The sequence below is a fragment of the Streptomyces argenteolus genome (genome assembly GCF_042902585.1).
Lineage (GTDB): Bacteria > Actinomycetota > Actinomycetes > Streptomycetales > Streptomycetaceae > Streptomyces > Streptomyces argenteolus.
This window is the reverse complement of sequence record NZ_JBIBEG010000001.1, coordinates 557,025-580,224: the sequence shown is the minus strand read 5'-3', so window position 1 is coordinate 580,224 and position 23,200 is coordinate 557,025. Positions and strand designations below refer to the sequence as shown.

Annotated in this window: 21 protein-coding genes and 2 tRNA genes; 15 read left to right on the top strand and 8 right to left on the bottom strand. The window is 71.4% G+C overall.

Going from position 1 to position 23,200, the window contains the following annotated elements:
- Window positions 1–15 precede the first annotated feature (15 nt).
- From ACFY8O_RS02555 to ACFY8O_RS02540, 4 genes are all read left to right on the top strand, one after another.
- On the top strand, window positions 16–2,928 hold the full coding sequence (locus ACFY8O_RS02555; protein ID WP_387899529.1) for a UPF0182 family membrane protein: 2,913 nt from the start codon (window positions 16–18) through the stop codon (window positions 2,926–2,928).
- A gap of 42 nt (window positions 2,929–2,970) precedes the next feature.
- A tRNA-Met gene (locus ACFY8O_RS02550) sits at window positions 2,971–3,044 on the top strand.
- Window positions 3,045–3,258: 214 nt separating this feature from the next.
- Window positions 3,259–5,301 carry a sel1 repeat family protein gene (locus ACFY8O_RS02545; protein WP_387898089.1) on the top strand — a complete coding sequence of 681 codons (2,043 nt, stop codon included), beginning with the start codon at window positions 3,259–3,261 and terminating at the stop codon, window positions 5,299–5,301.
- Window positions 5,302–5,411: 110 nt separating this feature from the next.
- Window positions 5,412–5,485: transfer RNA gene (locus ACFY8O_RS02540), tRNA-Met, on the top strand.
- A gap of 194 nt (window positions 5,486–5,679) precedes the next feature.
- Here ACFY8O_RS02540 and ACFY8O_RS02535 read toward each other — a convergent pair.
- Window positions 5,680–6,099 carry a Fur family transcriptional regulator gene (locus tag ACFY8O_RS02535; RefSeq protein ID WP_145803359.1) on the bottom strand — a complete coding sequence of 140 codons (420 nt, stop codon included), beginning with the start codon at window positions 6,097–6,099 and terminating at the stop codon, window positions 5,680–5,682.
- Window positions 6,100–6,274: 175 nt separating this feature from the next.
- Here ACFY8O_RS02535 and ACFY8O_RS02530 point away from each other — a divergent pair, with 175 nt between their 5' ends.
- Complete coding sequence (locus ACFY8O_RS02530) at window positions 6,275–7,726, top strand: catalase (RefSeq protein ID WP_387898086.1); 1,452 nt, start codon at window positions 6,275–6,277, stop codon at window positions 7,724–7,726.
- Window positions 7,727–7,843: 117 nt separating this feature from the next.
- On the opposite strand, the gene ACFY8O_RS02525 is transcribed toward ACFY8O_RS02530, so the two are convergent.
- On the bottom strand, window positions 7,844–8,245 hold the full coding sequence (locus ACFY8O_RS02525) for a CBS domain-containing protein (RefSeq protein WP_387898083.1): 402 nt from the start codon (window positions 8,243–8,245) through the stop codon (window positions 7,844–7,846).
- 151 nt (window positions 8,246–8,396) lie between these two features.
- Window positions 8,397–9,197, bottom strand: coding sequence for a histidinol-phosphatase (gene hisN, locus ACFY8O_RS02520; RefSeq protein WP_145803354.1), 801 nt, complete (start codon window positions 9,195–9,197; stop codon window positions 8,397–8,399).
- Window positions 9,198–9,343: 146 nt separating this feature from the next.
- Here hisN and ACFY8O_RS02515 point away from each other — a divergent pair, with 146 nt between their 5' ends.
- Entirely contained in the window at window positions 9,344–10,012 is a 669-nt protein-coding gene (locus tag ACFY8O_RS02515; RefSeq protein WP_145803352.1) for a TetR/AcrR family transcriptional regulator, read from the top strand.
- Here ACFY8O_RS02515 and ACFY8O_RS02510 read toward each other — a convergent pair.
- The 4 genes from ACFY8O_RS02510 to ACFY8O_RS02495 all read right to left on the bottom strand — a co-directional run bounded on the left by ACFY8O_RS02510 (window position 9,904) and on the right by ACFY8O_RS02495 (window position 13,617).
- Complete coding sequence (locus ACFY8O_RS02510; RefSeq protein ID WP_145803350.1) at window positions 9,904–10,227, bottom strand: DMT family transporter; 324 nt, start codon at window positions 10,225–10,227, stop codon at window positions 9,904–9,906. The genes ACFY8O_RS02515 and ACFY8O_RS02510 overlap by 109 nt on opposite strands.
- Window positions 10,228–10,387: 160 nt before the next feature.
- Entirely contained in the window at window positions 10,388–11,404 is a 1,017-nt protein-coding gene (rsgA, locus tag ACFY8O_RS02505; RefSeq protein ID WP_387898078.1) for a ribosome small subunit-dependent GTPase A, read from the bottom strand.
- 4 nt (window positions 11,405–11,408) lie between these two features.
- Complete coding sequence (aroA, locus tag ACFY8O_RS02500) at window positions 11,409–12,788, bottom strand: 3-phosphoshikimate 1-carboxyvinyltransferase (protein WP_145803348.1); 1,380 nt, start codon at window positions 12,786–12,788, stop codon at window positions 11,409–11,411.
- Between the two features lie 115 nt (window positions 12,789–12,903).
- Entirely contained in the window at window positions 12,904–13,617 is a 714-nt protein-coding gene (locus ACFY8O_RS02495) for a M50 family metallopeptidase (protein ID WP_145803346.1), read from the bottom strand.
- A 74-nt stretch (window positions 13,618–13,691) separates the two neighbouring features.
- Here ACFY8O_RS02495 and ACFY8O_RS02490 point away from each other — a divergent pair, with 74 nt between their 5' ends.
- The 9 genes from ACFY8O_RS02490 to ACFY8O_RS02450 all read left to right on the top strand — a co-directional run bounded on the left by ACFY8O_RS02490 (window position 13,692) and on the right by ACFY8O_RS02450 (window position 22,157).
- Window positions 13,692–14,507, top strand: a complete 816-nt coding sequence (locus tag ACFY8O_RS02490; RefSeq protein WP_387898074.1) for an SOS response-associated peptidase — start codon at window positions 13,692–13,694, stop codon at window positions 14,505–14,507.
- A gap of 58 nt (window positions 14,508–14,565) precedes the next feature.
- Window positions 14,566–15,177 (top strand): alpha/beta hydrolase family protein, encoded by a 612-nt coding sequence (locus ACFY8O_RS02485; protein WP_387899527.1) that lies wholly within the window; start codon window positions 14,566–14,568, stop codon window positions 15,175–15,177.
- A 414-nt stretch (window positions 15,178–15,591) separates the two neighbouring features.
- The gene (locus tag ACFY8O_RS02480; protein ID WP_187281824.1) at window positions 15,592–16,248 is read left to right on the top strand and encodes a sigma-70 family RNA polymerase sigma factor; all 657 of its coding nucleotides are present in this window, start codon (window positions 15,592–15,594) and stop codon (window positions 16,246–16,248) included.
- Complete coding sequence (gene rsrA, locus ACFY8O_RS02475) at window positions 16,245–16,565, top strand: mycothiol system anti-sigma-R factor (RefSeq protein WP_145803338.1); 321 nt, start codon at window positions 16,245–16,247, stop codon at window positions 16,563–16,565. The genes ACFY8O_RS02480 and rsrA overlap by 4 nt, the downstream gene beginning before the upstream one ends.
- 218 nt (window positions 16,566–16,783) lie before the next feature.
- On the top strand, window positions 16,784–18,172 hold the full coding sequence (locus ACFY8O_RS02470) for an HD-GYP domain-containing protein (protein WP_387898071.1): 1,389 nt from the start codon (window positions 16,784–16,786) through the stop codon (window positions 18,170–18,172).
- The gene (locus ACFY8O_RS02465; protein WP_387898068.1) at window positions 18,169–19,416 is read left to right on the top strand and encodes an HD-GYP domain-containing protein; all 1,248 of its coding nucleotides are present in this window, start codon (window positions 18,169–18,171) and stop codon (window positions 19,414–19,416) included. The genes ACFY8O_RS02470 and ACFY8O_RS02465 overlap by 4 nt, the downstream gene beginning before the upstream one ends.
- Before the next feature lie 91 nt (window positions 19,417–19,507).
- Window positions 19,508–20,500 (top strand): tetratricopeptide repeat protein, encoded by a 993-nt coding sequence (locus ACFY8O_RS02460; RefSeq protein WP_387898066.1) that lies wholly within the window; start codon window positions 19,508–19,510, stop codon window positions 20,498–20,500.
- 81 nt (window positions 20,501–20,581) lie between these two features.
- Window positions 20,582–21,220: a peptide deformylase gene (def, locus tag ACFY8O_RS02455; RefSeq protein ID WP_145803330.1), complete on the top strand. Its 639-nt coding sequence runs from the start codon at window positions 20,582–20,584 to the stop codon at window positions 21,218–21,220.
- A 199-nt stretch (window positions 21,221–21,419) separates the two neighbouring features.
- A complete protein-coding gene (locus ACFY8O_RS02450; protein WP_145803328.1) occupies window positions 21,420–22,157 on the top strand; it encodes a D-Ala-D-Ala carboxypeptidase family metallohydrolase in 738 nt (245 codons plus the stop codon).
- Window positions 22,158–22,176: 19 nt separating this feature from the next.
- On the opposite strand, the gene ACFY8O_RS02445 is transcribed toward ACFY8O_RS02450, so the two are convergent.
- Window positions 22,177–23,151, bottom strand: coding sequence for a GlxA family transcriptional regulator (locus tag ACFY8O_RS02445; protein ID WP_387898064.1), 975 nt, complete (start codon window positions 23,149–23,151; stop codon window positions 22,177–22,179).
- Window positions 23,152–23,200: the final 49 nt, after the last annotated feature.

Sequence of the window (23,200 nt, the reverse complement as noted above, 5' to 3'; positions counted from 1 at the left end):
ACGTTGGCTTTCCAGATGCCGGACCGCGGCGGAGGCCCGACCGGGCCACGGATCAGAGTCGGCCGCCCGTCCCGGCGCGTCCGTACCCTGCTCATGACATTGGGTGTCCTGGCGGTCCTCGCCATGGCCTTCGTCATGTTCGCCGGGTTCTGGACGGACTGGCTCTGGTACAGGTCGGTCGCGTATTCATCCGTCTTCACCACCACCCTGTGGACCAAGATCGGGCTGTTCCTCGTCTTCGGACTGCTGATGGCCGTGGCCATCGGCGTGAACATCTGGCTCGCGCACCGGCTGAGGCCGCCGCTGAGCGCGATGTCACTGGAACAGCAGAGCCTGGACCGCTACCGGATGAGCGTCGCCCCGTACAAGAAGTGGGTGCTGCTCGCGATCACCGCGCTCGTCGGACTGATCGCCGGCGCCTCGGCGTCGGGCCAGTGGCGTACGTGGCTCATGTACGTCAACGGCGTGCCGTTCGGGCAGAAGGACCCCCAGTTCAAGCTGGACGTCTCCTTCTACGCGTTCGACCTTCCGTGGTACCGCTTCCTGCTCGGGTTCGGCTTCGCCGCCGTCGTGCTGTCGCTGATCGCCGCCGCGGTGACCCACTACCTGTACGGCGGGCTGCGGGTCACGAGCCCCGGGGCCCGGGCGACGGGGGCGGCCACCGGCCACCTCTCGGTGCTGCTCGGCATCTTCGTCTCGCTGAAGGCCGTGGCCTACTGGCTCGACCGGTACGGCCTGGCCGTGAAGTCCAGTGACTTCAAGGCCACCGACAACTGGACCGGCCTGCGCTACGTCGACGCGAACGCCTACCTGCCGGCGAAGACGATCCTCTTCTGCATCGCCGTGATCTGCGCGGTGCTGTTCTTCGCGACGCTCTGGCGGCGCACCTGGCAGCTGCCGGTGATCGGCTTCGGGCTGATGGTGCTCTCGGCGATCCTGATCGGCGGCCTCTACCCGGCGATCGTGCAGAAGTTCCAGGTCCAGCCCAACGAGCAGGCCAAGGAAGCGGCGTTCATCCAGAAGAACATCGACGCGACCCGTGATGCCTACGACATCGACGACGCGCAGGTGGACGACTACTCCGGCAAGAGCACGACGACGGACGCGGCCAAGCTGCGCACCTCCGCGAACGAGGCCGCGAGCTACCGGGTGATGGACCCGAACGTCGTCTCCCCGGCCTTCCAGCAGCTCCAGCAGAGGAGGAACTACTACCAGTTCCCCAAGACGCTGGACGTCGACCGCTACAAGGGCGAGGACGGCAAGGAGCAGGACACCGTCATCGGGCTGCGCGAGCTCAACCTCGACGGCCTCCCCAAGCGGAACTGGATCAACGACCACTTCACGTACACCCACGGCTACGGCGCCATCGCGGCCCGGGGCACCACGACGGGCACCAACCCGGCGGGGTCACCGGACTTCACGGAGTCGGGTCTGCCGACCACCGGCGAGCTGGGGGAGTACGAGCAGCGGATCTACTACGGCGAGAAGACCGAGCAGTACTCCATCGTCGGCGGGCCCCAGAAGGAGCTCGACTACGAGGAGGACGGCGAGAAGACCACCAGCTACAAGGGTGACAGCGGGGTCAGTCTTTCCAACGCCTTCAACCGCGCCGCCTACGCGGTGTCCATGAGCGAGCCGCAGATCCTGTACTCGGGAGCCATCGGCGAGGGATCGCGGATCCTGTACAACCGGACCCCCAAGGAGCGCGTCGAGGCGGTCGCCCCCTGGCTGACCATCGACGGCGACGCCTATCCGGCGGTCGTCGGCAAGCGCATCCAGTGGGTCGTCGACGCGTACACCACGACCAACGGCTACCCGTACGCCTCGCGTACGACGCTCGGTGACACCACGGCCGACTCGCTGACCACCAATCAGCGGGCCGTCGTCGCCCAGCAGAACCAGGTCAACTACATCCGGAACTCGGTGAAGGCCACCGTCGACGCCTACACCGGCAAGGTCACGCTCTACGAGTGGGACACCGAGGACCCGGTGCTCAAGACGTGGCGGAAGGCCTTCCCGGGGACCGTGAAGTCCCGGGGAGACATCCCGCAGGACCTGAGGGACCACCTGCGGTACCCGCAGGACCTGTTCAAGGTCCAGCGGGAGCTCCTCACGCGCTACCACGTCGAGGACCCCGCGCAGTTCTACAGCGGCAGTGACGCCTGGCAGGTGCCGGACGACCCGACCAACAAGGAGCCCGGGGCCGTCCCGCCGTACTACCTGAGCATGAAGATGCCGGGTCAGGACACGCAGAAGTTCTCACTGACCACGACGTTCACACCGAGAGGACGGCCCAACCTCGGGGCGTTCATGGCGGTGGACGCGGACGCGGCCAGCAAGGACTACGGCACGATAAGACTGCTGAGGGTCACCACCACGGTGAAGGGCCCCGGTCAGGTACAGAGTGAGCTCAACGGCAACGACGACGTCGCCGAGTTCGTGAGAAACCTCAAGGGCACCGACTCGGACATCGAGTACGGCAACCTGCTCACCGTGCCGCTCGACGGGGGCTTCCTCTACATCGAACCGGTCTACACGCGCGGTGGCACGCAGAACTACCCGCTGCTGCGCAAGGTCGCCGCCTCGTACGGGTCGAAGATCGTCTTCGAGAACAGTCTCGGCGAGGCGCTCAACGCGGTCTTCGGGGTCGAGGGCTCCGACACCACGGAGCCGGAAGAGCCGCCGGGTGACACCACGGAGCCTCCGGCCACGGGGGACGCGGCGCTGAAGAAGGCCATCGCGGACGCCCAGAAGGCGTACACGGCGGGCGAGACGGCTCTCAAGGAGCAGGACTGGGAGGCCTACGGCAAGGCCCAAGCAGACCTGCAGAAGGCCCTTGAACGCGCTGCGGCGGCGCAGCCCAAGGGCGGCGGCGCCTCGGACTCCGAGGGCGCCACGAAGCCCGAGGGCGACGACCAGGGGAGTTGAGAAAGCACCACCCCGCGTCGTGGTACGGTTTGAACACAACGACGCGGGGTGGAGCAGCTCGGTAGCTCGCTGGGCTCATAACCCAGAGGTCGCAGGTTCAAATCCTGTCCCCGCTACTGAAAGGTGAAGGCCCGGATCCTTTGAGATCCGGGCCTTCGTCATGTCGTGGGCCAATTTCTCTCAAGTTGTCGGAGTGAAGTGCGGTTCGCGGGGCACGAGTTGAGCCCAACCGTGTTTCACTTGTCTCTCTGTGGGCATGTCGACAAAACGCTGAAGTGACCTCACTGGCCGCGGTATACCAGGTGTACGCGGGTTGCAGGTGGTGCGACGATGGTATTTATGGGGGACAGGGCAACTCTGTTGGAGACAGGGCGGTTTGTGCAGCGACGCGTTCGAACGACGGAAAATGTGGAAGATGCGGTATTCGCCGCTGCCGTCGCCGACGCCGCTGACCCCGCCGAGCGCGCCCGCGAGGCCACTCGCGCCGCCGTGGAGGACGCTGACACGGCGCCGTACGACGCGGAGACGACCGGCTCCTCCGGGGGCACGGACACCACGGACACCACGGATCACGCCGACGAGACCGAAGCGCGGCACCGGCGCGCCGCGGAGGCCGGGGACACCGCCTCGATGAGCGTCCTGGGCGCCCTCCTGCTGCGCCGGGGGGACCTGGACGGGGCCGAGGCCCATCTGCGTGCGGCCACCGCCGAGGGTGACCGGGCCGCTGCCAACAACCTCGGCGTGCTCCTGCACCAGAGGGGATACGCGGACGAGGCGGCGGGCTGGTGGCGGATCGCCGCCGTCGCGGGATCCGCAGCCGCCGCGCACGCCCTGGGCCGCCACCTCCGCGAGCGAGGAGACGAGCCGGGAGCCGAGTACTGGCTGCGCCAGTCCGCCGAGCAGGGACACGCGCTGGGCGCGTACGCCCTGGCCGACCTGCTGGAACACCGGGGCGACGTCGGCGCCGAGCGCTGGCTGCGGGCCGCCGCGGAACAGGGCCACCGGGAGGCCGCGTACCGCCTCGCGCGGGCGATCGAGCGCAACGCCGTCGGCGACGCGCACGACGCCTTCGGTATGGGCCGCGCCGTGGCCGACGGCCCGAGAGGGCTCGGAGCCGGTACGCCCGCGAAGCGCGACAGCCCTGTCGCGGGGCCCGACGCCGGGCGCGTGGGGGAGGCGGAGCAGTGGTACCGCCAGGCCGCCGCGCGCGGACACCGGCGTGCCGCGCTGCATCTCGGCGCCATCCTCGAACAGCGGGGCGAGCTGAAGGAGGCCGGGCGCTGGTACCTCACCGCCGCGAAGGAGGGGGAGCCGCGCGCGGCGTGCGCCCTCGGCTTCCTCCTCCGCGACGCCGGGGACGAGGAGAGCGCGGCCGTGTGGTGGCTGCGCGCTGCCCAGGACGGCGACGGCAACGCCGCCAACGCGCTGGGTGCGCTGCACGCGGCCAGGGGGGAGCAGCAGACCGCCGAGCGCTGGTACCGCGCGGCCATGGACGCGGGCGATGTGAACGGCGCGTACAACCTCGGCCTGCTCTGCGCAGCCCAGGACCGGACGGCGCAGGCCGAGCAGTGGTACCGCAGGGCCGCCTACGCCGGCCACCGGGAGGCGGCCAACGCGCTGGCCGTGCTGCTGCTGCAGGCGGGGGACGCGACCGGGGCCGAGCCCTGGTTCTCCAAAGCGGCCGAGGCGGGCAGCGTGGACGCGGCCTTCAACCTCGGCATCCTGCACGCCGGCCGGGACGAGGACCGCACGGCGCTCGGCTGGTACCAGCGGGCGGCGGCTGCCGGGCACACGGACGCCGCGCTCCAGGTCGGCATGGCGCTGCTGCGGGACGGCGAGGAGCAGGAGGCCGAGCGTCATCTGCGCTGCGCGGCGGGTGGCGGGAGCGCGGAGGCGGCCTTCCGGCTGGCCGGCCTGCTCGACCTGCGCCAGCCGGCCCCGGGACCTCCCGCACTGGGAGAGCCGATGCCGGAGAAGACCGAATGCGAGGAGTGGTACGAGCGCGCCGCCGAGCAGGGGCACCGCCGTGCCCAGGTCAGGGCCGGGATGCTGGCCGCCGCACGCGGCGACATGGCGAGCGCGGCCCGCTGGTACCGCGAGGCCGCGGAATCGGGGAGCCGTAACGGGGCCTTCAACCTCGGCCTGCTGCTCGCCCGGGAGGGCAGCGAGCGTGAGGCGGCCCTGTGGTGGAGCCGCGCCGCCAACGACGGGCACGGCCGGGCCGCCCTTCGCCTCGCGCTGCTCGCGGCCCGTCGCGGGGAGCTCGCCGAAGGGCAGCACTGGTGTGCACGCGCGGTCGAGCTGGGACCGGCGGAGGTGACCGAGCGGGCGGCGCGCCTGCTGGAGGCGCTCCACCAGGAGCTCACCGCGTGACATCGCGTCCGGCACCCCTGGGGCGTAGGTGTCCCAGAGGTTCGCGCGGGCGTCCGGCGAATGAATTTGCTCCGGTCGGTGGGGGTGCCGTAGTGTTGCACTCACAACGACGCGGGGTGGAGCAGCTCGGTAGCTCGCTGGGCTCATAACCCAGAGGTCGCAGGTTCAAATCCTGTCCCCGCTACTGAAGACAGAGGCCCGGATCCTTCCAAGGATCCGGGCCTCTGTCGTATGCCCGAGCAAAGACGGACGCGCGGGGCTGCCGGACGGTACCGGCAGCGATCCTGCCGGACGCAGATGCCGGCCTGCCCGGAACCCGGGCCGCCGACTCGGCGCCCCAGGGGGCGAAGCGGCCCCCTGGAGACGGTTTCGGGCGTCTCAGCTCGTGGCGGCACAGTTCGGGCAGATGCCCCGGTAGGTCACTTCGACCTCCGAGACGGTGAAGCCGAAACGCTCCTCGGCCGGCAGATCGGCCAGCGGATTGCCGGACGGGTGCACGTCCCGGATCGCTCCGCAGCGTCCGCACACCAGGTGGTGGTGCGGACGGTGGGCGTTGGGGTCGTAGCGCTTGGCCCGGCGGTCGGTGGTGACCTCGATGACCTCCCCGAGGGACACCATCTCGCCCAGCGTGTTGTACACGGTGGCGCGGGAGATCTCCGGGAGTCGGTCGACGGCCCTCGCGTGGACCTCGTCCGCCGTCAGATGCACATGGTCCCCTTCGAGAACCTCGGCCACGACGCGCCGCTGTGCCGTCATGCGCCAGCCGCGTCCACGGAGTCGTTCCAGGAGGTCACTCATGAGCACCAGCCTAACAGTGGGACGGCCGAGTCCCGAGTAGGTGTGACTTTAGATGGCAGCTTGACTTGGACTAAGTCCATTGTAGGATCACTAACGGTATTGGCCAGGACAGGCTGGGGCCGATGACAGCTGCGCAGGGACGGACGCTGCGCAGGACATGACGCAGGAGGCGCGCGTGACTCAGGGACCGCTCACCACGGAGGCCGGCGCTCCGGTAGCCGACAATCAGAACAGCGAGACCGCTGGCCCGGGTGGACCGGTTCTCGTTCAGGACCAGGCGCTTCTGGAGAAGCTCGCCCACTTCAACCGCGAGCGCATCCCGGAGCGCGTCGTGCACGCCCGCGGCGCCGGTGCGTACGGCACCTTCACGCTGACCCGGGACGTCTCGCAGTGGACCCGCGCGAAGTTCCTCTCGGAGGTCGGCAAGCAGACCGAGACCTTCCTGCGCTTCTCCACCGTCGCGGGCAACCTCGGTTCCGCCGACGCGGTGCGTGACCCCCGTGGGTGGGCGCTGAAGTTCTACACCGAGGAGGGCAACTACGACCTCGTCGGCAACAACACCCCGGTGTTCTTCATCCGGGACGCGATCAAGTTCCCCGACTTCATCCACACCCAGAAGCGGGACCCGTACACCGGCTCGCAGGAGGCGGACAACGTCTGGGACTTCTGGGGTCTCTCCCCCGAGTCGACGCACCAGGTGACCTGGCTCTTCGGTGACCGTGGCATCCCGGCCTCGTACCGTCACATGGACGGCTTCGGCTCGCACACGTTCCAGTGGAACAACGAGGCCGGCGAGGTCTTCTGGGTCAAGTACCACTTCAAGACCGACCAGGGCATCAAGAACCTCACCACCGAGGAGGCCGTCCGCCTCTCCGGTGTCGACCCGGACAGCCACCAGCGTGACCTGCGCGAGGCCATCGAGCGTGGCGACTTCCCGTCCTGGACGGTCCAGGTCCAGATCATGCCCGCGGCGGAGGCGGCCACGTACCGCTTCAACCCGTTCGACCTGACCAAGGTGTGGCCGCACGCGGACTACCCGCCGATCGAGATCGGCAAGCTGGAGCTCAACCGCAATCCGGAGAACGTCTTCGCCGAGGTCGAGCAGTCGATCTTCAGCCCGGCGCACTTCGTTCCCGGCATCGGGCCGTCCCCGGACAAGATGCTCCAGGGCCGTCTCTTCGCGTACGGCGACGCCCACCGCTACCGTGTCGGCATCAACGCCGACCACCTGCCGGTGAACCGCCCGCACGCCACGGAGGCGCGCACCAACAGCCGTGACGGCTACCTCTACGACGGCCGCCACAAGGGCACGAAGAACTACGAGCCGAACAGCTTCGGCGGCCCGGTCCAGACCGACCGGCCCCTGTGGGAGCCGATCCCGGTCACGGGAGGTACGGGCAACCACGAGACGCCGCTGCACGCCGAGGACGACGACTTCGTGCAGGCCGGCAACCTCTACCGGCTGCTCTCCGAGGACGAGAAGGACCGGCTGATCGACAACCTCGCCGGGTTCATCTCCAAGGTCTCGCGCGACGACATCGCCGAGCGCGCGATCAACAACTTCCGTCAGGCCGACGGAGACTTCGGCAAGCGGCTGGAAGCCGCGGTCCAGGCCCTTCGCGGCTGATACGGGCGCTTGCCGTCGGCTTCGGGCCGGACCCCCCTGGCTCAGGGGGGTCCGGCCCGTCGTCGTGTCCGGACCCGCGAGGGCCCGGGCGGGAGGGTGGCGCCGCCCGGCCGCCGCTCAGAGCACCATGCCGGCGTGCCGCCGCCTGGCGGGCGCCCAGCACCGGATGATGTCGCGCACCGAGACGATGCCGACCGGCCCTTCGCCGTCCAGCACGATCAGATGCCGGAAACCGCCGTGGGTCATGGCCTCCGCGGCTTCCTCCAGCGTCCAGGCGGGAGAGGCGAAGACGACGTCGGTGGTGGTGTGGGTGGCGGCCGTCTCGGCGTCGGGGTCCAGCCCCGCGCCGACCGCGTCGAGGATGTCGCGCTCGGTGATGATCCCGAGCCCGCAGGTGTCCGGGTCGTGGACGACGGCTGCTCCGATGCGCCGGGCCGACATCAGCCGGGCGGCCTGCCGGAGCGTATGGGCGGGGCCGATGGTGAGGGCCAGCGTGCTCATGGCGTCGCGGACGAGCATGAAGGGAGCCACCTCCTTCGAGGAGTGACCTGCGAAGCCGCCCTCGTGAGGCGTTTCACAAGTTCACAAGTGGGGGGACTCTCAGAGTGGCACTCCGGAGGGAGCTCGACAAGGACCCCGGCGCTCCCGGGGCCCTTCGCCGGGTGGCGTCCTAGTAGCGCTGGTTGAGATAGCCCAGCAGTTCGTCGTGCAGCAGCCCGTTGGAGGCCGCCGCGTTGCCGCCGCCCGGACCGGAGACCCCGTCCAGACCGGTGAACCGCCCGCCCGCCTCCTGGACGATGATCGCGTTCGCCGCCATGTCCCACAGGGACAGCTCGGGTTCCGCGCAGATGTCCACCGAACCCTCGGCGACCATCATGTACGGCCAGAAGTCCCCGTATCCGCGGGTGCGCCAGCAGGCCCGCGTCAGATCCATGAAGCCGTCGAGCCGGCCCTGCTCCTCCCAGCCGGTCAGTGAGGAGTACGCGAACGAGGAGTCCGCGATGCGCTCGACCTTCGACACGCTCAGCCGGGTCGCGGACGTCAGGCTGCGGCCGGTGAAGGCCCCCGCGCCCTTGGCGGCCCACCAGCGGCGGTTGAGCGCGGGGGCCGAGACGACCCCGACCACCGGCTGGAAGCCGTCCTCGCCCGCCTCCATCAAGGAGATCAGCGTGGCCCAGACGGGGACACCCCGTACGTAGTTCTTCGTGCCGTCGATCGGGTCGACGACCCAGCGCCGCGGCCCCGTGCCCTCGACGCCGTACTCCTCGCCCAGGATGGCGTCACGCGGGCGCGCGCGGTGGAGATGCCCACGGATCAGCTCCTCGGCGTGTTTGTCGGCCTCACTCACCGGGGTCATGTCCGGCTTGGTCTCGACCTTGAGGTCCAGAGCCTTGAACCGGTCCATCGTCGCCGCGTCGGCGGCGTCCGCCAGGACATGGGCCAGGCGCAGATCATCGTGGTAATCGGGCATGCCGTCACAGTATCCACAGCCACCCGGGCGGGCTACACGACCCCGTGGGCGCCGGCGGCGGTGCCCCGCCCCGTGCGCGCGGACCCTTGACAGCCCTGCCGGGCGCGTCAACTCTGAAGCGCAGACCCCTGGCGTGGGAGGCGACGATGCCTACGGCGCGAGAAGCACTGCTGGACGCCGCGGAATCGGCGCTCTCCACCCTGCCGTGGACGGCCGTGCGCATGGTCGACGTGGCGGCCGGGGCGGGGGTCTCCCGGCAGACCCTCTACAACGAGTTCGGAAGCAAGGACGGCCTGGCGCGCGCGCTGATCCGTCGCGCGGCCGAGGGCTATCTGTCCGGTGTCGAACAGGCGCTCCGTGAGGCCCGGGCCCAGGGGGACGAACCGGCGGAGGTGGCCCGCTGGACGGTCCGGGCGGCGCGGGCGAACGTGCTGGTCAAGGCGCTGCTCACCGGCGTCTGGGGGGAGCGGTTACCCAGGCCGGGCGCCGCGTACGCGGGGCGCCGCGCGGGACCGGCCGCCCCGGCGCCGCCCACCCCCACGCCCGCCGAACTGCTCACGCTCGTACGGGACAGAGCCGTGGCCGCGATGGAGCGCGGGCCCCGGCGGCTGGACCACGCGGAACTGGAGCTGGCCTGCGAGACCGCGCTGCGGCTCGCGCTCTCCTACACCCTGGTGCCGGCGGTCCGCCGGGGGACAGGGGCCGCTCAGTGCGAGGAGCCGGAGAGCTGGAGGCCGATCACGCCGACGATCACCAGCGAGATCGACACCAGCTTCAGCGTGGAGACCACGTCGTCGAGGAAGACCATGCCGTAGATCGCCGTGCCCGCCGCGCCGATGCCCGTCCACACCGCGTAGGCGGGGCCCACGTCGAGCTTCTTGAGGGACAGCGTCAGCAGACCGAAGCTTCCGAGCGCGAACACGCAGAAGGCGATGGTCGGCCAGAGGCGGGTGAACCCGTGGGAGAGCTTCAGGCACACGGCGAAGCCGGTCTCCAGCAGTCCGGCGACCACGACAAGCAACCACGCCATCGTCAGGTGCCTTCCACGTAGGTGACGTTCGTCCCGCTCGACGCGATTATGCCCTTACCGGGCCGGAGAGCTCGCAAACGTGCGCGAGTCGGGCAGTCGCCGTAGGGCGCCGACCGGCCGCGCACTCCCGGGGGACGGCGCCGGATCCCCCAGGGCAGCCTCAGTCACCCTCGCGGCGTTCCCGGGTCGACAGGAGCCGACGGAGGGAGTCGAGCCGCGCCGGGTCGGCGTGTCCCTCCGCGACCCAGGCGTCCAGGGCGCACTCCGGCTCCTGGCCGTCGTGCGTGCAGCCGCGCGGGCAGTTCTCGGTGCCCGGCTGGAGATCGGGGAAGGCGTTGATCACCCGGGAGGGGTCGACGTGGTGCAGCCCGAACGAGCGCACGCCCGGGGTGTCGACCACCCAGCCACGGCCGTCCGGCAGCGGCAGCGCGAGGGCCGAGGTCGTGGTGTGCCTGCCGCGTCCCGTGACGGCGTTGACCACCCCGGTGGTCCGCCTGCGGTCCTTGGGTACCAGGGCGTTGACCAGGGTCGTCTTGCCGACCCCGGAGTGCCCGACGAACGCCGTCACCCGGTCGTTCAGCAACTCGCGCACCCGGTCGGCTGCGCCGCCGTTCTCCAGCTCCTCGCGGCTGGTGACGATGTACGGCACGCCGAGCGGGGTGTAGGCCTCCAGTAGCTTGTCCGCCGAGGCCAGGTCCGACTTGGTCAGCACCAGGAGCGGGGTGAGCCCACCGTCGTACGCCGCCACCAGGCAGCGGTCGATCATGCGCGGGCGGGGCTCCGGGTCGGCGAGCGCGGTGACGATGGCCAGCTGGTCGGCGTTGGCGACGACCACCCGCTCGAACGGATCGTCGTCGTCCGCCGTGCGCCGCAGCACCGACGTGCGTGCGCCGATCCGCACGATGCGCGCCAGGGTGTCCTTGGCGCCGGAGAGGTCACCCACGAGGGAGACCCGGTCGCCGACCACCGCGGCCTTGCGGCCCAGCTCGCGGGCCTTCATGGCCGTCACGGTGCGGTCCTCGACCAGACAGGTCAGCCTGCCCCGGTCCACGGTGAGCACCATGCCGTCCTGGGCGTCCTCGTGCTTGGGGCGGGTGTGCGTACGCGGCCGGTTGCCCTTGGGGTTGGGGCGGACGCGGATGTCGTCCTCGTCAGGGTTCTTCCCGTAGCGGCGCATGCCCTCAGCCCTCGCGCCGGCCCGCGGAGACGCCCAGCGCCCCTGGCGAGACGCCCACGGCGCCGGAGGGTTCCCCGAGCATGCCGGTCCACATCTCCGGGAAGTCCGGGAGGGTCTTGGCCGTCGTGCCGACGTTCTCGATCTCCACCCCCGCCACGGCGAGGCCGATGATCGCGCCCGCCGTCGCCATGCGGTGGTCGTCGTACGTGTGGAAGACGCCGCCGTGCAGCGGGCGGGGGCTGATCCGGAGGCCGTCGGCGGTCTCCGTGACGTCGCCGCCGAGGCCGTTGATCTCCTTGGTCAGCGCCGCGAGCCGGTCCGTCTCGTGCAGCCGCAGATGGGCGACGCCGCTCAGCGTGGAGGGGGAGTCCGCGAGGGCGGCGAGGGCCGCGATACCGGGCGTCAGTTCACCGACCTCGCCCAGGTCGACGTCGATGCCCCGGATGCGGCCGGAGCCCGTGAAGGTGAGTCCCCGCTCGGTCAGCTCGTACGTGCCACCCATTTCGGTGAAGATCTCCCGGAGCATGTCACCCGGCTGGGTGGTCCTCAGCGGCCAGTCGGGGACGGTGACCCGGCCGCCGGTCACCAGCGCGGCGGCCAGGAAGGGCTGGGCGTTCGAGAGATCCGGCTCCACGGTCAGATCGCGGCCGAGGAGGGCGGAGGGGGAGACCCGCCAGACGTTCGGCTCGCCGCCCGTCTCCGGCTCGTCGACCTGGGCCCCGACCGAGCGCAGCATGTCCACCGTCATACGGATGTGCGGCATGGAGGGCAGCGACGAGCCGGTGTGGCGTACCTCCACCCCCTGATTGAACCGGGGGGCGGACAGCAGCAGAGCGGAGACGAACTGGGAGGACGAGGAGGCGTCGACGGCCACCGGCCCGCCGTCCAGCGCGCCGGCGCCGTGCACGGTCAGCGGCAGCGCCCCGCGGCCGTCGTCGTCGATCCGGGCTCCCAGCGACTTCAGCGCGTCGATCACGCCGTGCAGGGGCCGCTCGTAGGAACGGGGGTCGCCGTCGAAGTGGACGGGGCCGTCGGCGAGGCAGGCCACCGGCGGCAGGAAGCGCATGACCGTGCCCGCGTTGCCTACGTCCACCTTGGCCGGACCGTGCAGACCGGCCGGGATCACCCGCCAGGCCTCACCCGAGCCGTCGGGGCCCACGCCCTCCTCGATGCCGACGCCCATCGCGCGCAGGGCCTGGGCCATCAGCAGGGTGTCGCGGGAGCGCAGCGGGCGGCGCAGCCACCCCGGCTCGGAGGAGAGCGACGCGAGGACGAGGGCGCGGTTGGTGACCGACTTCGATCCGGGCACGGTGACGGTCGCGTCGACGGCTCCGGTCGCACGGGGGGCGGGCCAGAGGGCGGGGTGCACGGGGCTCTCGGTCATGCCCCTCACTTTAGTGGCTCGCCGCAATCCCAGATCCTGATCAAATGGGAGGAAACCGGGGTGTAACCCAAGGGTGGTACAGGGCATCCTCCCAGCCACCCCCGCTCGCGCGCCCTCACAGCCCGAGCAGCCAGCGTCCGCCGCCGATGAGCGAGCAGAGCGACACCGCGTGGAAGAGGAACAGCCACATCGCGGCCGGCGCGTGCGTCAGGCGGGCCAGCTGGTCGGCGTCGGAGTCGGGCGCACCGCCGTACCTGCGCTTGGACTGGAGCTCGAACGCCGGGCGCACGCCGCCCAGCAGCAGGAACCAGACCACCGTGTACGCGAACGCGGACTGCACGTCGGCCGAGGTGAGCCACGACACCAGGAGGAAGGTGGTCCCCGTGAGGATGACCGTCAGCGCCCCGTACAGGTTGCGGATCATCACGAGCATCACCGCCAGCAGCGCCGTCGCCAGCCAGAGGAGCAGGGTGATCCGGCCGTTGGTCAGCAGCCAGGCACCGCCCAGGCCGAGCAGCGGGGGCGCGGTGTAGCCGGCCGCGGCGGTGAGGATCATGCCGATACCGGTGGGTTTGCCACGGCTGACGGTGAGGCCGCTGGTGTCCGAGTGCAGCCTGATGCCCGAGAGCTGCCGCCCGGTGAGCAGGGCGACGAGGCCGTGACCGCCCTCGTGCGCGATGGTGATCGCGTTGCGCGAGAGGCGCCATATGAGGTTCGGGACGACGACGGCGAGCGCCGCCGTGGCGGTGACGACCACGAGCCACTGCTCAGGAGCGGGCTGGGTGCCGAAGACGCGATCCCAGAGATCGCCCAGTTCGGTGCTGTCCATGGTGAGGGCGGCTCCTCGATGTGGTGGAGGGATCGGCGTCCACTCGGACGGCGGGTCGTGGCAGTCTGGCACTTATGTGCGGACGGTATGCGGCCAGCCGGCGGCCAGAGGATCTGACCGGACTCTTCGGCGTGGAGAGGTGGGAACCCACCGAGACCCTGGAGCCCGACTGGAACGTGGCGCCGACCAAGGAGGTCTACGCGGTTCTGGACCGTCCTGTGAAGGACGCAGAGGACGGGCGTCCGGTTCGCCAGCTGCGCGTCCTGAAGTGGGGACTCGTGCCGTCCTGGTCGAAGTCGCCGGAAGGCGGCGCCCGCATGATCAACGCCCGTGCGGAGACCGTCCACGAGAAGCCGTCCTTCCGCCGCCCCTTCGTCTCCCGGCGCTGCATCCTGCCCGCCGACGGTTACTACGAGTGGGTCACCGGCGCCGACGAGCGGCAGCTCGAGGAGAAGGGGAGGAGGAAGCGGCCCCGCAAGCAGCCGTACTTCGTGACCCCCGCCGACGGCTCCGTCTTCGCCATGGCGGGGCTGTACGACTTCTGGCGGGACCGGACGCTCCCCGACGACCACCCGCAGGCCTGGTGGGTCACCTGCTCCGTGATCACCACCGAGGCGGAGACGTCACCGCTGGCCGTGGGTCCGGCGGAGGGGCCGTCCTCACTCTCCGAGATCCACCCCCGGATGCCGCTGATGCTCACGCCGGACCGGTGGGACGCCTGGCTCGATCCCTCGCGTACGGACCTGGAGGAGCTGAAGGGCCTGCTGGAGCCGCCGCCCGGAGGGCTGATGCGGGCCTACCCCGTGGCCACCGCCGTCAGCAACGTCCGCAACAACGGCCCCGAGCTGCTGGAGGAGCTGGCCGCGCCTGAGGTGGGCACGCTCTTCTGACCGGCAGGATGGTGCCGTGAGCCGTACATCAGGGACAGCGCAGCGGACCGAGACCGTCATGACGGACGCCGGGGAGGCCAGGATCACCTGGATCCCCGCGAAGGGAGCCCGTCTGGTGCTCGCCGTCAGCCATGGGGCGGGGGGCGGCATCGAGGCGCGGGACCTCCAGGCGCTGGCCGCCGCGCTGCCGGGGCACGGGGTGACGGTCGCGCTGGTCGAGCAGCCGTGGCGGGTGGCCGGGAAGAAGCTGGCCCCGGCGCCGCGGACCCTGGACACCGGCTGGCGTGGTCTCTGGCCGGCGCTGGCGGCCCCGGGCCTTCCCGTGGTCGCGGGCGGCCGTAGTGCGGGGGCGCGGGTGGCCTGCCGAACGGGGGCGGAGCTCGGCGCCCGTGCGGTGCTGGCCCTGAGCTTCCCGCTGCACCCGCCGGGCAGGCCGGAGAAGTCCAGGGCGGAGGAACTGCTCGGGACGGGCCTGCCCACCCTCGTCGTCCAGGGAGGCCGCGACCCGTTCGGGCGGCCGGAGGAATTCCCCCCGGGGCAGCACGGACTCGTCGAGGTGCCGCACGCCGATCACGGGTTCGCCGTACCGAAGAAGGCGCCGCTGACCGAGGATCAGGCGATGGAGCTGCTGACCGGGGCGGTGGCGGCATGGCTGGAAGGGCTTGCCTGAGCCGGCCGTGAGGGCGGCAGGGCGGACGGGCTCCGGCGTCCCCGGGGCCTTCCGTGGTCGCCGTACGGACGGACGGACTCGCCTGCGGCGGGCGGCCGGGCCGCGTACGGGAACGTAGTTCTCCTCACATCCACGGCCCCTCCCGCACCCCGGGAATGCTGCACGCGGGGCGGCTGTTGTGGCTGGTGTCGGTACAACAACGCCGTATGTCGAGAGGGAGTCCGTCGCATGGGTTCGACCATCTGCCCGAGCCGCTCGAACGCCGCAGAGCTGGAGTGGACGGTGCTTCGTGCGGACAGGGTCACCCCGGCGCGGGCCGAGGGTGGAGCCGGTCGTCAGCCCGCGCGGAAGCAAGGTCGACTATTCTCCGATGCGAGCGGGTCCGGCCTCGGTTCCGCCACATCGTTGGAGGAGGTGGGTCCGGTCACTGGGACCGACACAGGGACCGACGACGGCCGTGCGCAGGAGACGACTGCCGAACGCAACGCGCGCTTCGAGCGGGACGCTCTCGGATATCTCGACCAGATGTACTCGGCCGCGCTGCGCATGACGCGCAACCCCGCCGACGCGGAGGATCTCGTCCAGGAGACGTACGCGAAGGCGTACGGCTCCTTCCACCAGTTCCGTGAGGGCACGAACCTCAAGGCGTGGATGTACCGCATCCTCACCAACACCTTCATCAACTCGTACCGCAAGAAGCAGCGCGAGCCCCAGCGGAGTGCCGCCGAGGAGATCGAGGACTGGCAGCTGGCGCGCGCCGAGTCGCACATGTCGACCGGTCTGCGCTCGGCCGAGTCCCAGGCACTCGACCACCTGCCGGACTCCGACGTGAAGTCCGCACTGCAGTCGATCCCCGAAGAGTTCCGCATCGCCGTGTATCTCGCCGACGTAGAGGGCTTTGCCTACAAGGAGATCGCGGACATCATGGGGACACCCATCGGTACGGTGATGTCCCGGCTGCACCGGGGACGCCGTCAGCTGCGCGGCATGCTGGAGGACTACGCGCGTGAGCGCGGACTCGTCCCGGCCGGAGCCGGTGAGTCGGACGACACGAAAGGCTCGGCCTCATGAGCTGCGGAGAGCCGCACGAGACGGATTGCTCAGAGGTTCTCGATCATCTCTACGAGTTTCTCGACCATGAGATGCCCGAGGGCGACTGCACCAAGTTCGAGGTGCACTTCGAGGAGTGCTCCCCGTGCCTGGAGAAGTACGGCCTCGAGCAGGCCGTGAAGAAGCTGGTCAAGCGCTGCTGCGGGCAGGACGACGTCCCCGCCGACCTGCGCTCGAAGGTGATGGGACGGATCGACCTGATCCGTTCCGGTCAGGCCGTGCCCGGGCAGGACGTGTCCCTGGGCGGGGCCGACCGGCCGGCGGCAGCGGCCGAATGACGTCACCCTCGGCCGGCTGACCGCCGTAGGGCCCGCCGGACCGAGGTCCGGCGGCGCACCCCGGCGTGCGCTGCTCTCGCACGGCACCGGCCGACGGCACCCCAAGAGGCGTGCCATGTCACCCGAATGTGGTAATCCACTCCGTTCGGAACCTCGCCGCCCCCCAACTCGCTAGCCTGGCGCCTCCATTGACGGAGCCGGGGGGCGGGGCGGTACGGGTGAGAGGCACACCGGAGGCGGCGCGCGTCTACATCCTGTGCGTCGCCGTCTGCGCCGCACTCAGCGCTCTCCCCGCCGCGGTCCCGGGGGCCGACACGCCGTGGGGCACGCTCGGCCTCCTGGCCGCGCTCTGCGTGGCCTGCGACCTTCCGGGCCGCCACCGCCTCCTCGGCGGTTCCGTGCCGATCGGTGCCGGATCGTTCTTCCCCCTGCTGCTCGCGGCGGCCTTCCTGCTCCCGCCGTCCGAGGCCGCCCTCGTCGCCGTGCCCGGGGCGCTGGCGGGCCGGGTGGAGCAACCCCCCGTGGCGGCGCGCCGGATCTGGCGGGCCGCGCAGCTCGCCCTGACCGTGGCGGCGGCCTCCTGGGCCTACGGACTCCTGGGCGGACCCGCCGCGCTCGGTGGAGCGGGCGGCGCCGTGCCGAACCTCCCGTACGCCCTCGTGCCCGCCTGCGCGGCGGCGCTCGTCTTCAGCCTCGTGTGGGCCGCTCTGGAGGGTGGCATCCTCGCCACGGCCGAGCGGGTGGCCGTCCGGCACGCCTGGCGGGGGCCGGCGGCCGGCGCCGTCGGGCCGCACCTGGTGCACGCGCTCGCAGGGCTGATGATGGCCGTCCTCTGGCGCAGCACCTACGGCCCGGTGTCGGCGCTGGTCGTCCTGCTGCCGATGTACATCTCCTGCTGGGTCTTCGCCCAGTACCACCGCCGGCACGCCGCTCATCGCGCCACCATCCGGGCACTCGTCCAGGCCGTCGACATCAAGGACGGGTACACCCGGGGCCACAGCGAGCGGGTGGGGCGGGCCTCCGAACTGATCGCCCGTGAACTGGGCATGGAGGAAAGCCGGATGGAAGCGCTCCGCTTCGCCGGGATCCTGCACGACGTCGGCAAGCTCGGTGTGCCGACCCGCGTCCTGCGCAAGGACGGGCCGCTGACCCCGGAGGAACGGCGGGTGATCGAACTGCATCCGGAGTACGGGCACGAGATCGTCCGGGGCATCGGTTTCCTCGACGAGGCGCGCGCCGCGATCCTGCACCACCACGAGCGGCTGGACGGCAGCGGCTACCCGTACGGCCTCGCGGGCGAGCAGATCCCCGAGTTCGCCCGGGTCGTCGCCGTCGCGGACGCCTTCGACGCCATGACCTCGACCCGCTCCTACCGGCGGGGACGGCCGGTGCCGGCGGCCGTGGAGGAGCTCGAACGCTGTGCCGGAAGCCAGTTCGACCCCAGGATGGTCCGGGCCCTGGCACGCGCCGTCGACCGCCACGGCTGGTCCGCCGCGGCCAACACGGTCACCTCCGAGGAGGCGCCGGCCGGTCTGCCGCAGCAGAAGCGGACCGCGCAGGGCACCCAGGACACGGGAACCGCCGGCCGGCCGGGGCAGCCCCGGTGACGCCCCGGGGTCCCGCGCCCGCCGCCCTCGTGGTCCGCGCCACCGCGCTCCTCCTCGCAGTCGCCGCGCTCGGGCACACCCTGTGGAACGGCGTCGCCGAGCCCGGCCACGCCCTCGCCTTCGGTCTGCTGATCACCGTCGGCGAACTGGCCCGATGGGGAGCCCAGCCCGGTGAGCGTGAACCGGCGCCCCTGGGGGCGGCGGGCGCACTCGCGTACGCGCTGCTCGGGCGCAGCGGCGGTGAGCCCACCGCGCAGGGCGTCCCGCAGGTAATCACCGTCGTCGTCGCGGCGCAGCTGCTCGCCTCGGTGCCCCATGTGGCACGCGGCAGCGGGCCGGCCCCGGACCAGCTGGCCCGCCGTGTCCTGACCGTCGGCTTCGCGGCGGTCTGCTGCCGGCCGCTCCAGCAGTCCGGCCTCTCGGAGCGCTGGCTCGGCCAGGGGCCGTACGTGGCGCTCTTCCTGCTCCTGCTGCTGCTCCTCACCGCCCTGTGCGACGCCGTCCTCGCCGCCCTGACGGCGGGCACGGGCCGACGCTTCGGCCCGCAGCTGCGCGACGAGCTCCACGCCCTCAGCGGCATCGGCTCCGCCGTCTGCGCGACCGGCGTGGTGATGGCCCTCGGGGTGGCGGTGGCGGGGCTGTGGGCGCTGCCCGTCCTGTGCGTACCGCTGCTGCTCACCCAGGTGTCGTTCCGCCGGTACGCCGCCGTCCGCACGACCTACCGGCAGACCATCGCCTCGCTGGCCCGGTCCACGGAGATCGCGGGCTACACCCCGCACGGGCACGCCCGCAGGGTGGCCGACCTCTCCACGGCCGTGGGCCGGGAGCTGGGACTGGCCGGACCCGAGCTGACGGTGCTGGAGTACGCGGCACTGATGCACGACATCGGGCAGCTCTCGCTCGTCGATCCGGTGGCGGACGGGGCGACCGCCGTCCTCCCCGCCGCCGAGCAGCGCAGGATCGCACTGCTCGGGGGAGAGGTGGTCCGCCAGACCGGGGTGGACCCCGCGGTCGCCGCCGTGGTGGAACAGCAGGCGGATCCGTACCGGGAACAGCAGACTGCCGCCAGGATCGTCCGTACGGTCAATGCGTACGACGACCTGTGCGGGGAAGGCGTCAAGGGCCCCCTGGGGGCCCTGGAGCAGCTCAGGCTCGGCACCGGGCGCGACTACCAGCCGCAGGTCGTCGAAGCCTTGGCCAGAGTCCTGGCGCGGGGTGGTCTGGCCCCGGTGCGGGCTGGGTAACCCATGGGTAATGAGCGAGCGTCCGGCCCGGCATGGTTGGATGCGAAGGAGAGCGGAAAACGAGGGTGTCCAGTCGGGACAGGCGGGAATCGTGAGGATCTTCGGGAAGGTACGGCATCGGCCGTCCGCCTCTTGGCGGCAGGCCACGGACCGCGCGTTCACGCTGATCGGCGACGGCCGGTACGAGGACGCGGGGGCGCTGCTGACGCGCGCGGCGGACCTGGAGCCCTGGCTCTCCGAGTCCTGGTTCAATCTCGCGCTGCTGCACAAGTTCAGGCACGACTGGGAGCAGGCGCGGGCCGCCGGTCTGCGGGCCGTCGCGCTGCTCGACCGGGAGTCCGGGGCTCCGGACTGGTGGAACGTCGGGATCGCCGCCACGGCGCTCCAGGACTGGCCACTGGCCCGCAGGGCCTGGCAGGCCTACGGGCTGAAGGTGCCGGGCAGCGGCCAGCACAACGCGGCGTCCAACAGCGAGCCCACGGGCATGGAGCTGGGCAGCGCGGCCGTGCGGCTCTCGCCCGAGGGTGAGGCCGAGGTCGTCTGGGGCCGCAGGCTCGATCCGGCGCGCATGGAGGTGCTGTCGATCCCGCTGCCGTCCTCGGGGCGGCGCTGGGGCGAGGTCGTCCTGCACGACGGTGTGCCGAACGGCGAGCGGGTCACGGCGGCCGGTCCGTCCTACCCGGTCTTCGACGAGATCGAGCTGTGGGCGCCCTCTCCGGTCCCCACCTGGGTGGTGCTGCTGGAAGCGGCCACCGAGGCCGACCGGGACGCGCTGGAGCAGCTGGCCTCGGACGCCGGGTTCGCGGCGGAGGACTGGTCCTCCTCCGTACGGCTGCTCTGCCGGGCCTGTTCGGAGAGCCGGATGGAGAGCGACGAGGGCGACGGCGAGCACCTGGACCCGCACGACCACAGCGAGCCGGGCCACCCCGGCCCCCTCGGGCACCGCACTGCGGGCGACCTCTGGGTGCCGGAGCGTGAGTGCGGGATAGCGGCCCCCGCCGCGCTGGTGCGCGGGCTGCTGGACGGCTGGGTGGCGGACAGTCCGGACAGCCGCGAGTGGCGGGATCTGGAAGAAGTCTGCTGAGCGGTGCCCGTAGGCTGTACGGGCACCGATTCCGGTGCGGGTACTCACGGGTTCAGGTTTGCAGGAAGGCGTACGGCGGACATGTCGCAGCAGGAGACGGACCAGCAGGCCGGTGTGGACGACGAGGGATTCGTCGTGGACACCGAGGACTGCGAGGCGCGTGAGGCGGCGCACCGCGAGCGCGGGACCTCACGCCCGATCACGGTGGTCGGCAACCCGGTGCTGCACAAGGAGTGCAGTGACGTCACGGAGTTCGGTGACGAGCTGGCACAGCTGATCGACGACATGTTCGCCAGCCAGCGCACGGCTGAGGGCGTGGGCCTGGCCGCGAACCAGATCGGTGTGGACCTCAAGGTCTTCGTCTACGACTGCCCGGACGACGACGGGGTGCGGCACGTGGGTGCGATCTGCAACCCGGTGCTGGAGGACCTGGCCCCGGAGCAGCGCAACCTCGACGACTCCAACGAGGGCTGCCTCTCCGTGCCGACGGCCTACGCCTCTCTCGCCCGCCCCGACTACGCGGTCGTGCGCGGCCAGGACGCCAAGGGGAACCCGGTGAAGGTGCGGGGCAGCGGTTACTTCGCGCGCTGCCTCCAGCACGAGACGGACCACCTGTACGGCTACCTGTACATCGACCGGCTCTCGAAGCGGGACCGCAAGGACGCGCTGAAGCAGATGGCCGAGGGAACGCCGCGCTACGAGGTCGTCCCGAACGACTGATCCCGCGACTCCCGGGATGGGCCCCGCCGTCCGGCGGGGCCCATCCCGCTGTCCGCGCCCGCTCCGGCGGCGCGGCGCGCCCGCGCGCGGCGGTGTTGGCCAACCAGCCTTCTCCGGTGCGTAGTTGACGCGCGTCGACCTGTCCGCCAGGCTCACCCCTACACCGCAGGGCACGACTCTTCGCGCAGGGAGACCCCCCATGCTCAGACGTACCGCACATCTGCTGCTCGGCCTTGTCATGACCATGGCTTTCGCCGTCGGCGGGGCCCTCGTCACCGCCGGCTCCGCACAGGCGGACGGCTGTTACACCTGGACCCGCACGCTGTCGCCCGGAGCCACGGGCAACGACGTCACCCAGCTCCAGATCCGGGTGGCCGGCTACCCGGGCTACAACTCCGTGCTCGCCATCGACGGCTCGTACGGCCCCGCCACCACGGCGGCGGTCAAGCGCTTCCAGTCCGCGTACGGGCTCGCCGCCGACGGCATCGCCGGCCCGGCCACGCAGTCGAAGCTCTACGCGCTCCAGGACGACGACTGCACCCCCATCCACTTCACCTACCCGGAGCTCAACACCTGCAACAGCACCTGGGCGGGTGGAGCGGTCGCCGCGGGCACGGCCAAGGCCAACGCCCTCAGCAGCATGTGGAAGCTGGAGGCCCTGCGGCACGCGCTCGGCGACCAGCCCCTCCGCGTCACCAGCGGCTTCCGGTCCACCTCCTGCAACGCGGCGGTCGGCGGAGCCACCAACAGCCGCCATCTGTACGGTGACGCCGTCGACCTCGGCGCGGGAGCCCACTCGCTCTGCACCATCGCGCTCCAGGCCCGCTACCACGGCTTCAACGGGATCCTCGGCCCGGGCTACCCCGGCCACGGCGACCACATCCACGTGAACCAGGGGCCGAGCCACTTCTGGTCGGCCTCCAGCTGCGGCATCTGACGGCCCGGGGGCCGTCCGGTCAGGCCACCTCCACCAGGCCGGCCGGCCCCCGGAACGTGCGGCGGTACGCGTTCGGCGTGGTGCCGAGCGCGCGTACGAACTGATGGCGCAGCGCCGCCGCGGTGCCGAACCCCGTCCGGCCCGCGATCGTGTCCATCGTCTCGTCCGACGTCTCCAGGAGGTGCTGCGCCAGCAGCACCCGCTGACGGAGCAGCCAGCGGTACGGCGTGGTGCCGGTCTCCTGCTGGAAGCGGCGGGCGAAGGTCCGGGGCGACATGTGGGTCTGGGCGGCCAGCTGCTCGACGGTCAGCTCCTCGTGGAGATGGCGTTCCATCCAGGCGAGCGTCTCACCGACCGTGTCGCACGGGGTGGGCGGCAACGGGCGCTTGATGTATTGCGCCTGACCGCCGTCCCGGTGCGGGGGCACCACCATGCGGCGCGCGAGGGTGTTCGCGACGGTCGGGCCGTACGCCTGGCGGACCAGGTGCAGGGCGGCGTCGATGCCCGCGGCAGTCCCCGCGGACGTGATGACCGGGCCCTCGTCGACGTAGAGCACGTCCGGCTCCACCCGCGCCTCGGGGAAGCGCCGGGCCAGCTCGTCGGCGTGGCGCCAGTGCGTGGTGCAGCGGCGGCCGTCCAGCAGCCCGGCCGCGCCCAGGACGAAGGCGCCGGAGCAGACGCTCAGGACCCGCGCTCCGCGCTCCACGGCCCGGCGCAGCGCGTCCAGGGCCTCCGGCGGGTAGGTGCGCTCCGCGAAGCGGCCTCCCGACGGGACGGCGATGAGCTCGGCCTCCTCCAGCCGGTCCAGCTCGCAGAGCGCGCTGATGGAGAACCCGGCGTGGGTCCGCAGGGTCGGGCCCTCGGCGGAGACGACGGCGAAGTCGTGCACCGGGAGCCCCTCCTCGGAACGGTCGAGTCCGAACACCTCGCACAGGACGCCGAGTTCGAAGGGGTGGACGTCGTCGAGCAGGAGAACAGCGACATTCTTCAGCATGGCGCCAGTGTGGCAGTAATTCGATGGTGTGTGACAGTCCTGCCACTGA

Bases quoted from the DNA above. Each gene is read 5' to 3' on its own strand.
- ACFY8O_RS02555 (WP_387899529.1), top strand. From the start codon at position 16: ATGCCGGACCGCGGCGGAGGCCCGACCGGGCCACGGATCAGAGTCGGC.
- ACFY8O_RS02545 (WP_387898089.1), top strand. From the start codon at position 3,259: ATGGTATTTATGGGGGACAGGGCAACTCTGTTGGAGACAGGGCGGTTT.
- ACFY8O_RS02535 (WP_145803359.1), bottom strand. From the start codon at position 6,099: ATGAGTGACCTCCTGGAACGACTCCGTGGACGCGGCTGGCGCATGACG.
- ACFY8O_RS02525 (WP_387898083.1), bottom strand. From the start codon at position 8,245: ATGCTCGTCCGCGACGCCATGAGCACGCTGGCCCTCACCATCGGCCCC.
- hisN (WP_145803354.1), bottom strand. From the start codon at position 9,197: ATGCCCGATTACCACGATGATCTGCGCCTGGCCCATGTCCTGGCGGAC.
- ACFY8O_RS02515 (WP_145803352.1), top strand. From the start codon at position 9,344: ATGCCTACGGCGCGAGAAGCACTGCTGGACGCCGCGGAATCGGCGCTC.
- ACFY8O_RS02510 (WP_145803350.1), bottom strand. From the start codon at position 10,227: ATGGCGTGGTTGCTTGTCGTGGTCGCCGGACTGCTGGAGACCGGCTTC.
- rsgA (WP_387898078.1), bottom strand. From the start codon at position 11,404: ATGCGCCGCTACGGGAAGAACCCTGACGAGGACGACATCCGCGTCCGC.
- aroA (WP_145803348.1), bottom strand. From the start codon at position 12,788: ATGACCGAGAGCCCCGTGCACCCCGCCCTCTGGCCCGCCCCCCGTGCG.
- ACFY8O_RS02495 (WP_145803346.1), bottom strand. From the start codon at position 13,617: ATGGACAGCACCGAACTGGGCGATCTCTGGGATCGCGTCTTCGGCACC.
- ACFY8O_RS02490 (WP_387898074.1), top strand. From the start codon at position 13,692: ATGTGCGGACGGTATGCGGCCAGCCGGCGGCCAGAGGATCTGACCGGA.
- ACFY8O_RS02485 (WP_387899527.1), top strand. From the start codon at position 14,566: ATGACGGACGCCGGGGAGGCCAGGATCACCTGGATCCCCGCGAAGGGA.
- rsrA (WP_145803338.1), top strand. From the start codon at position 16,245: ATGAGCTGCGGAGAGCCGCACGAGACGGATTGCTCAGAGGTTCTCGAT.
- def (WP_145803330.1), top strand. From the start codon at position 20,582: ATGTCGCAGCAGGAGACGGACCAGCAGGCCGGTGTGGACGACGAGGGA.
- ACFY8O_RS02450 (WP_145803328.1), top strand. From the start codon at position 21,420: ATGCTCAGACGTACCGCACATCTGCTGCTCGGCCTTGTCATGACCATG.
- ACFY8O_RS02445 (WP_387898064.1), bottom strand. From the start codon at position 23,151: ATGCTGAAGAATGTCGCTGTTCTCCTGCTCGACGACGTCCACCCCTTC.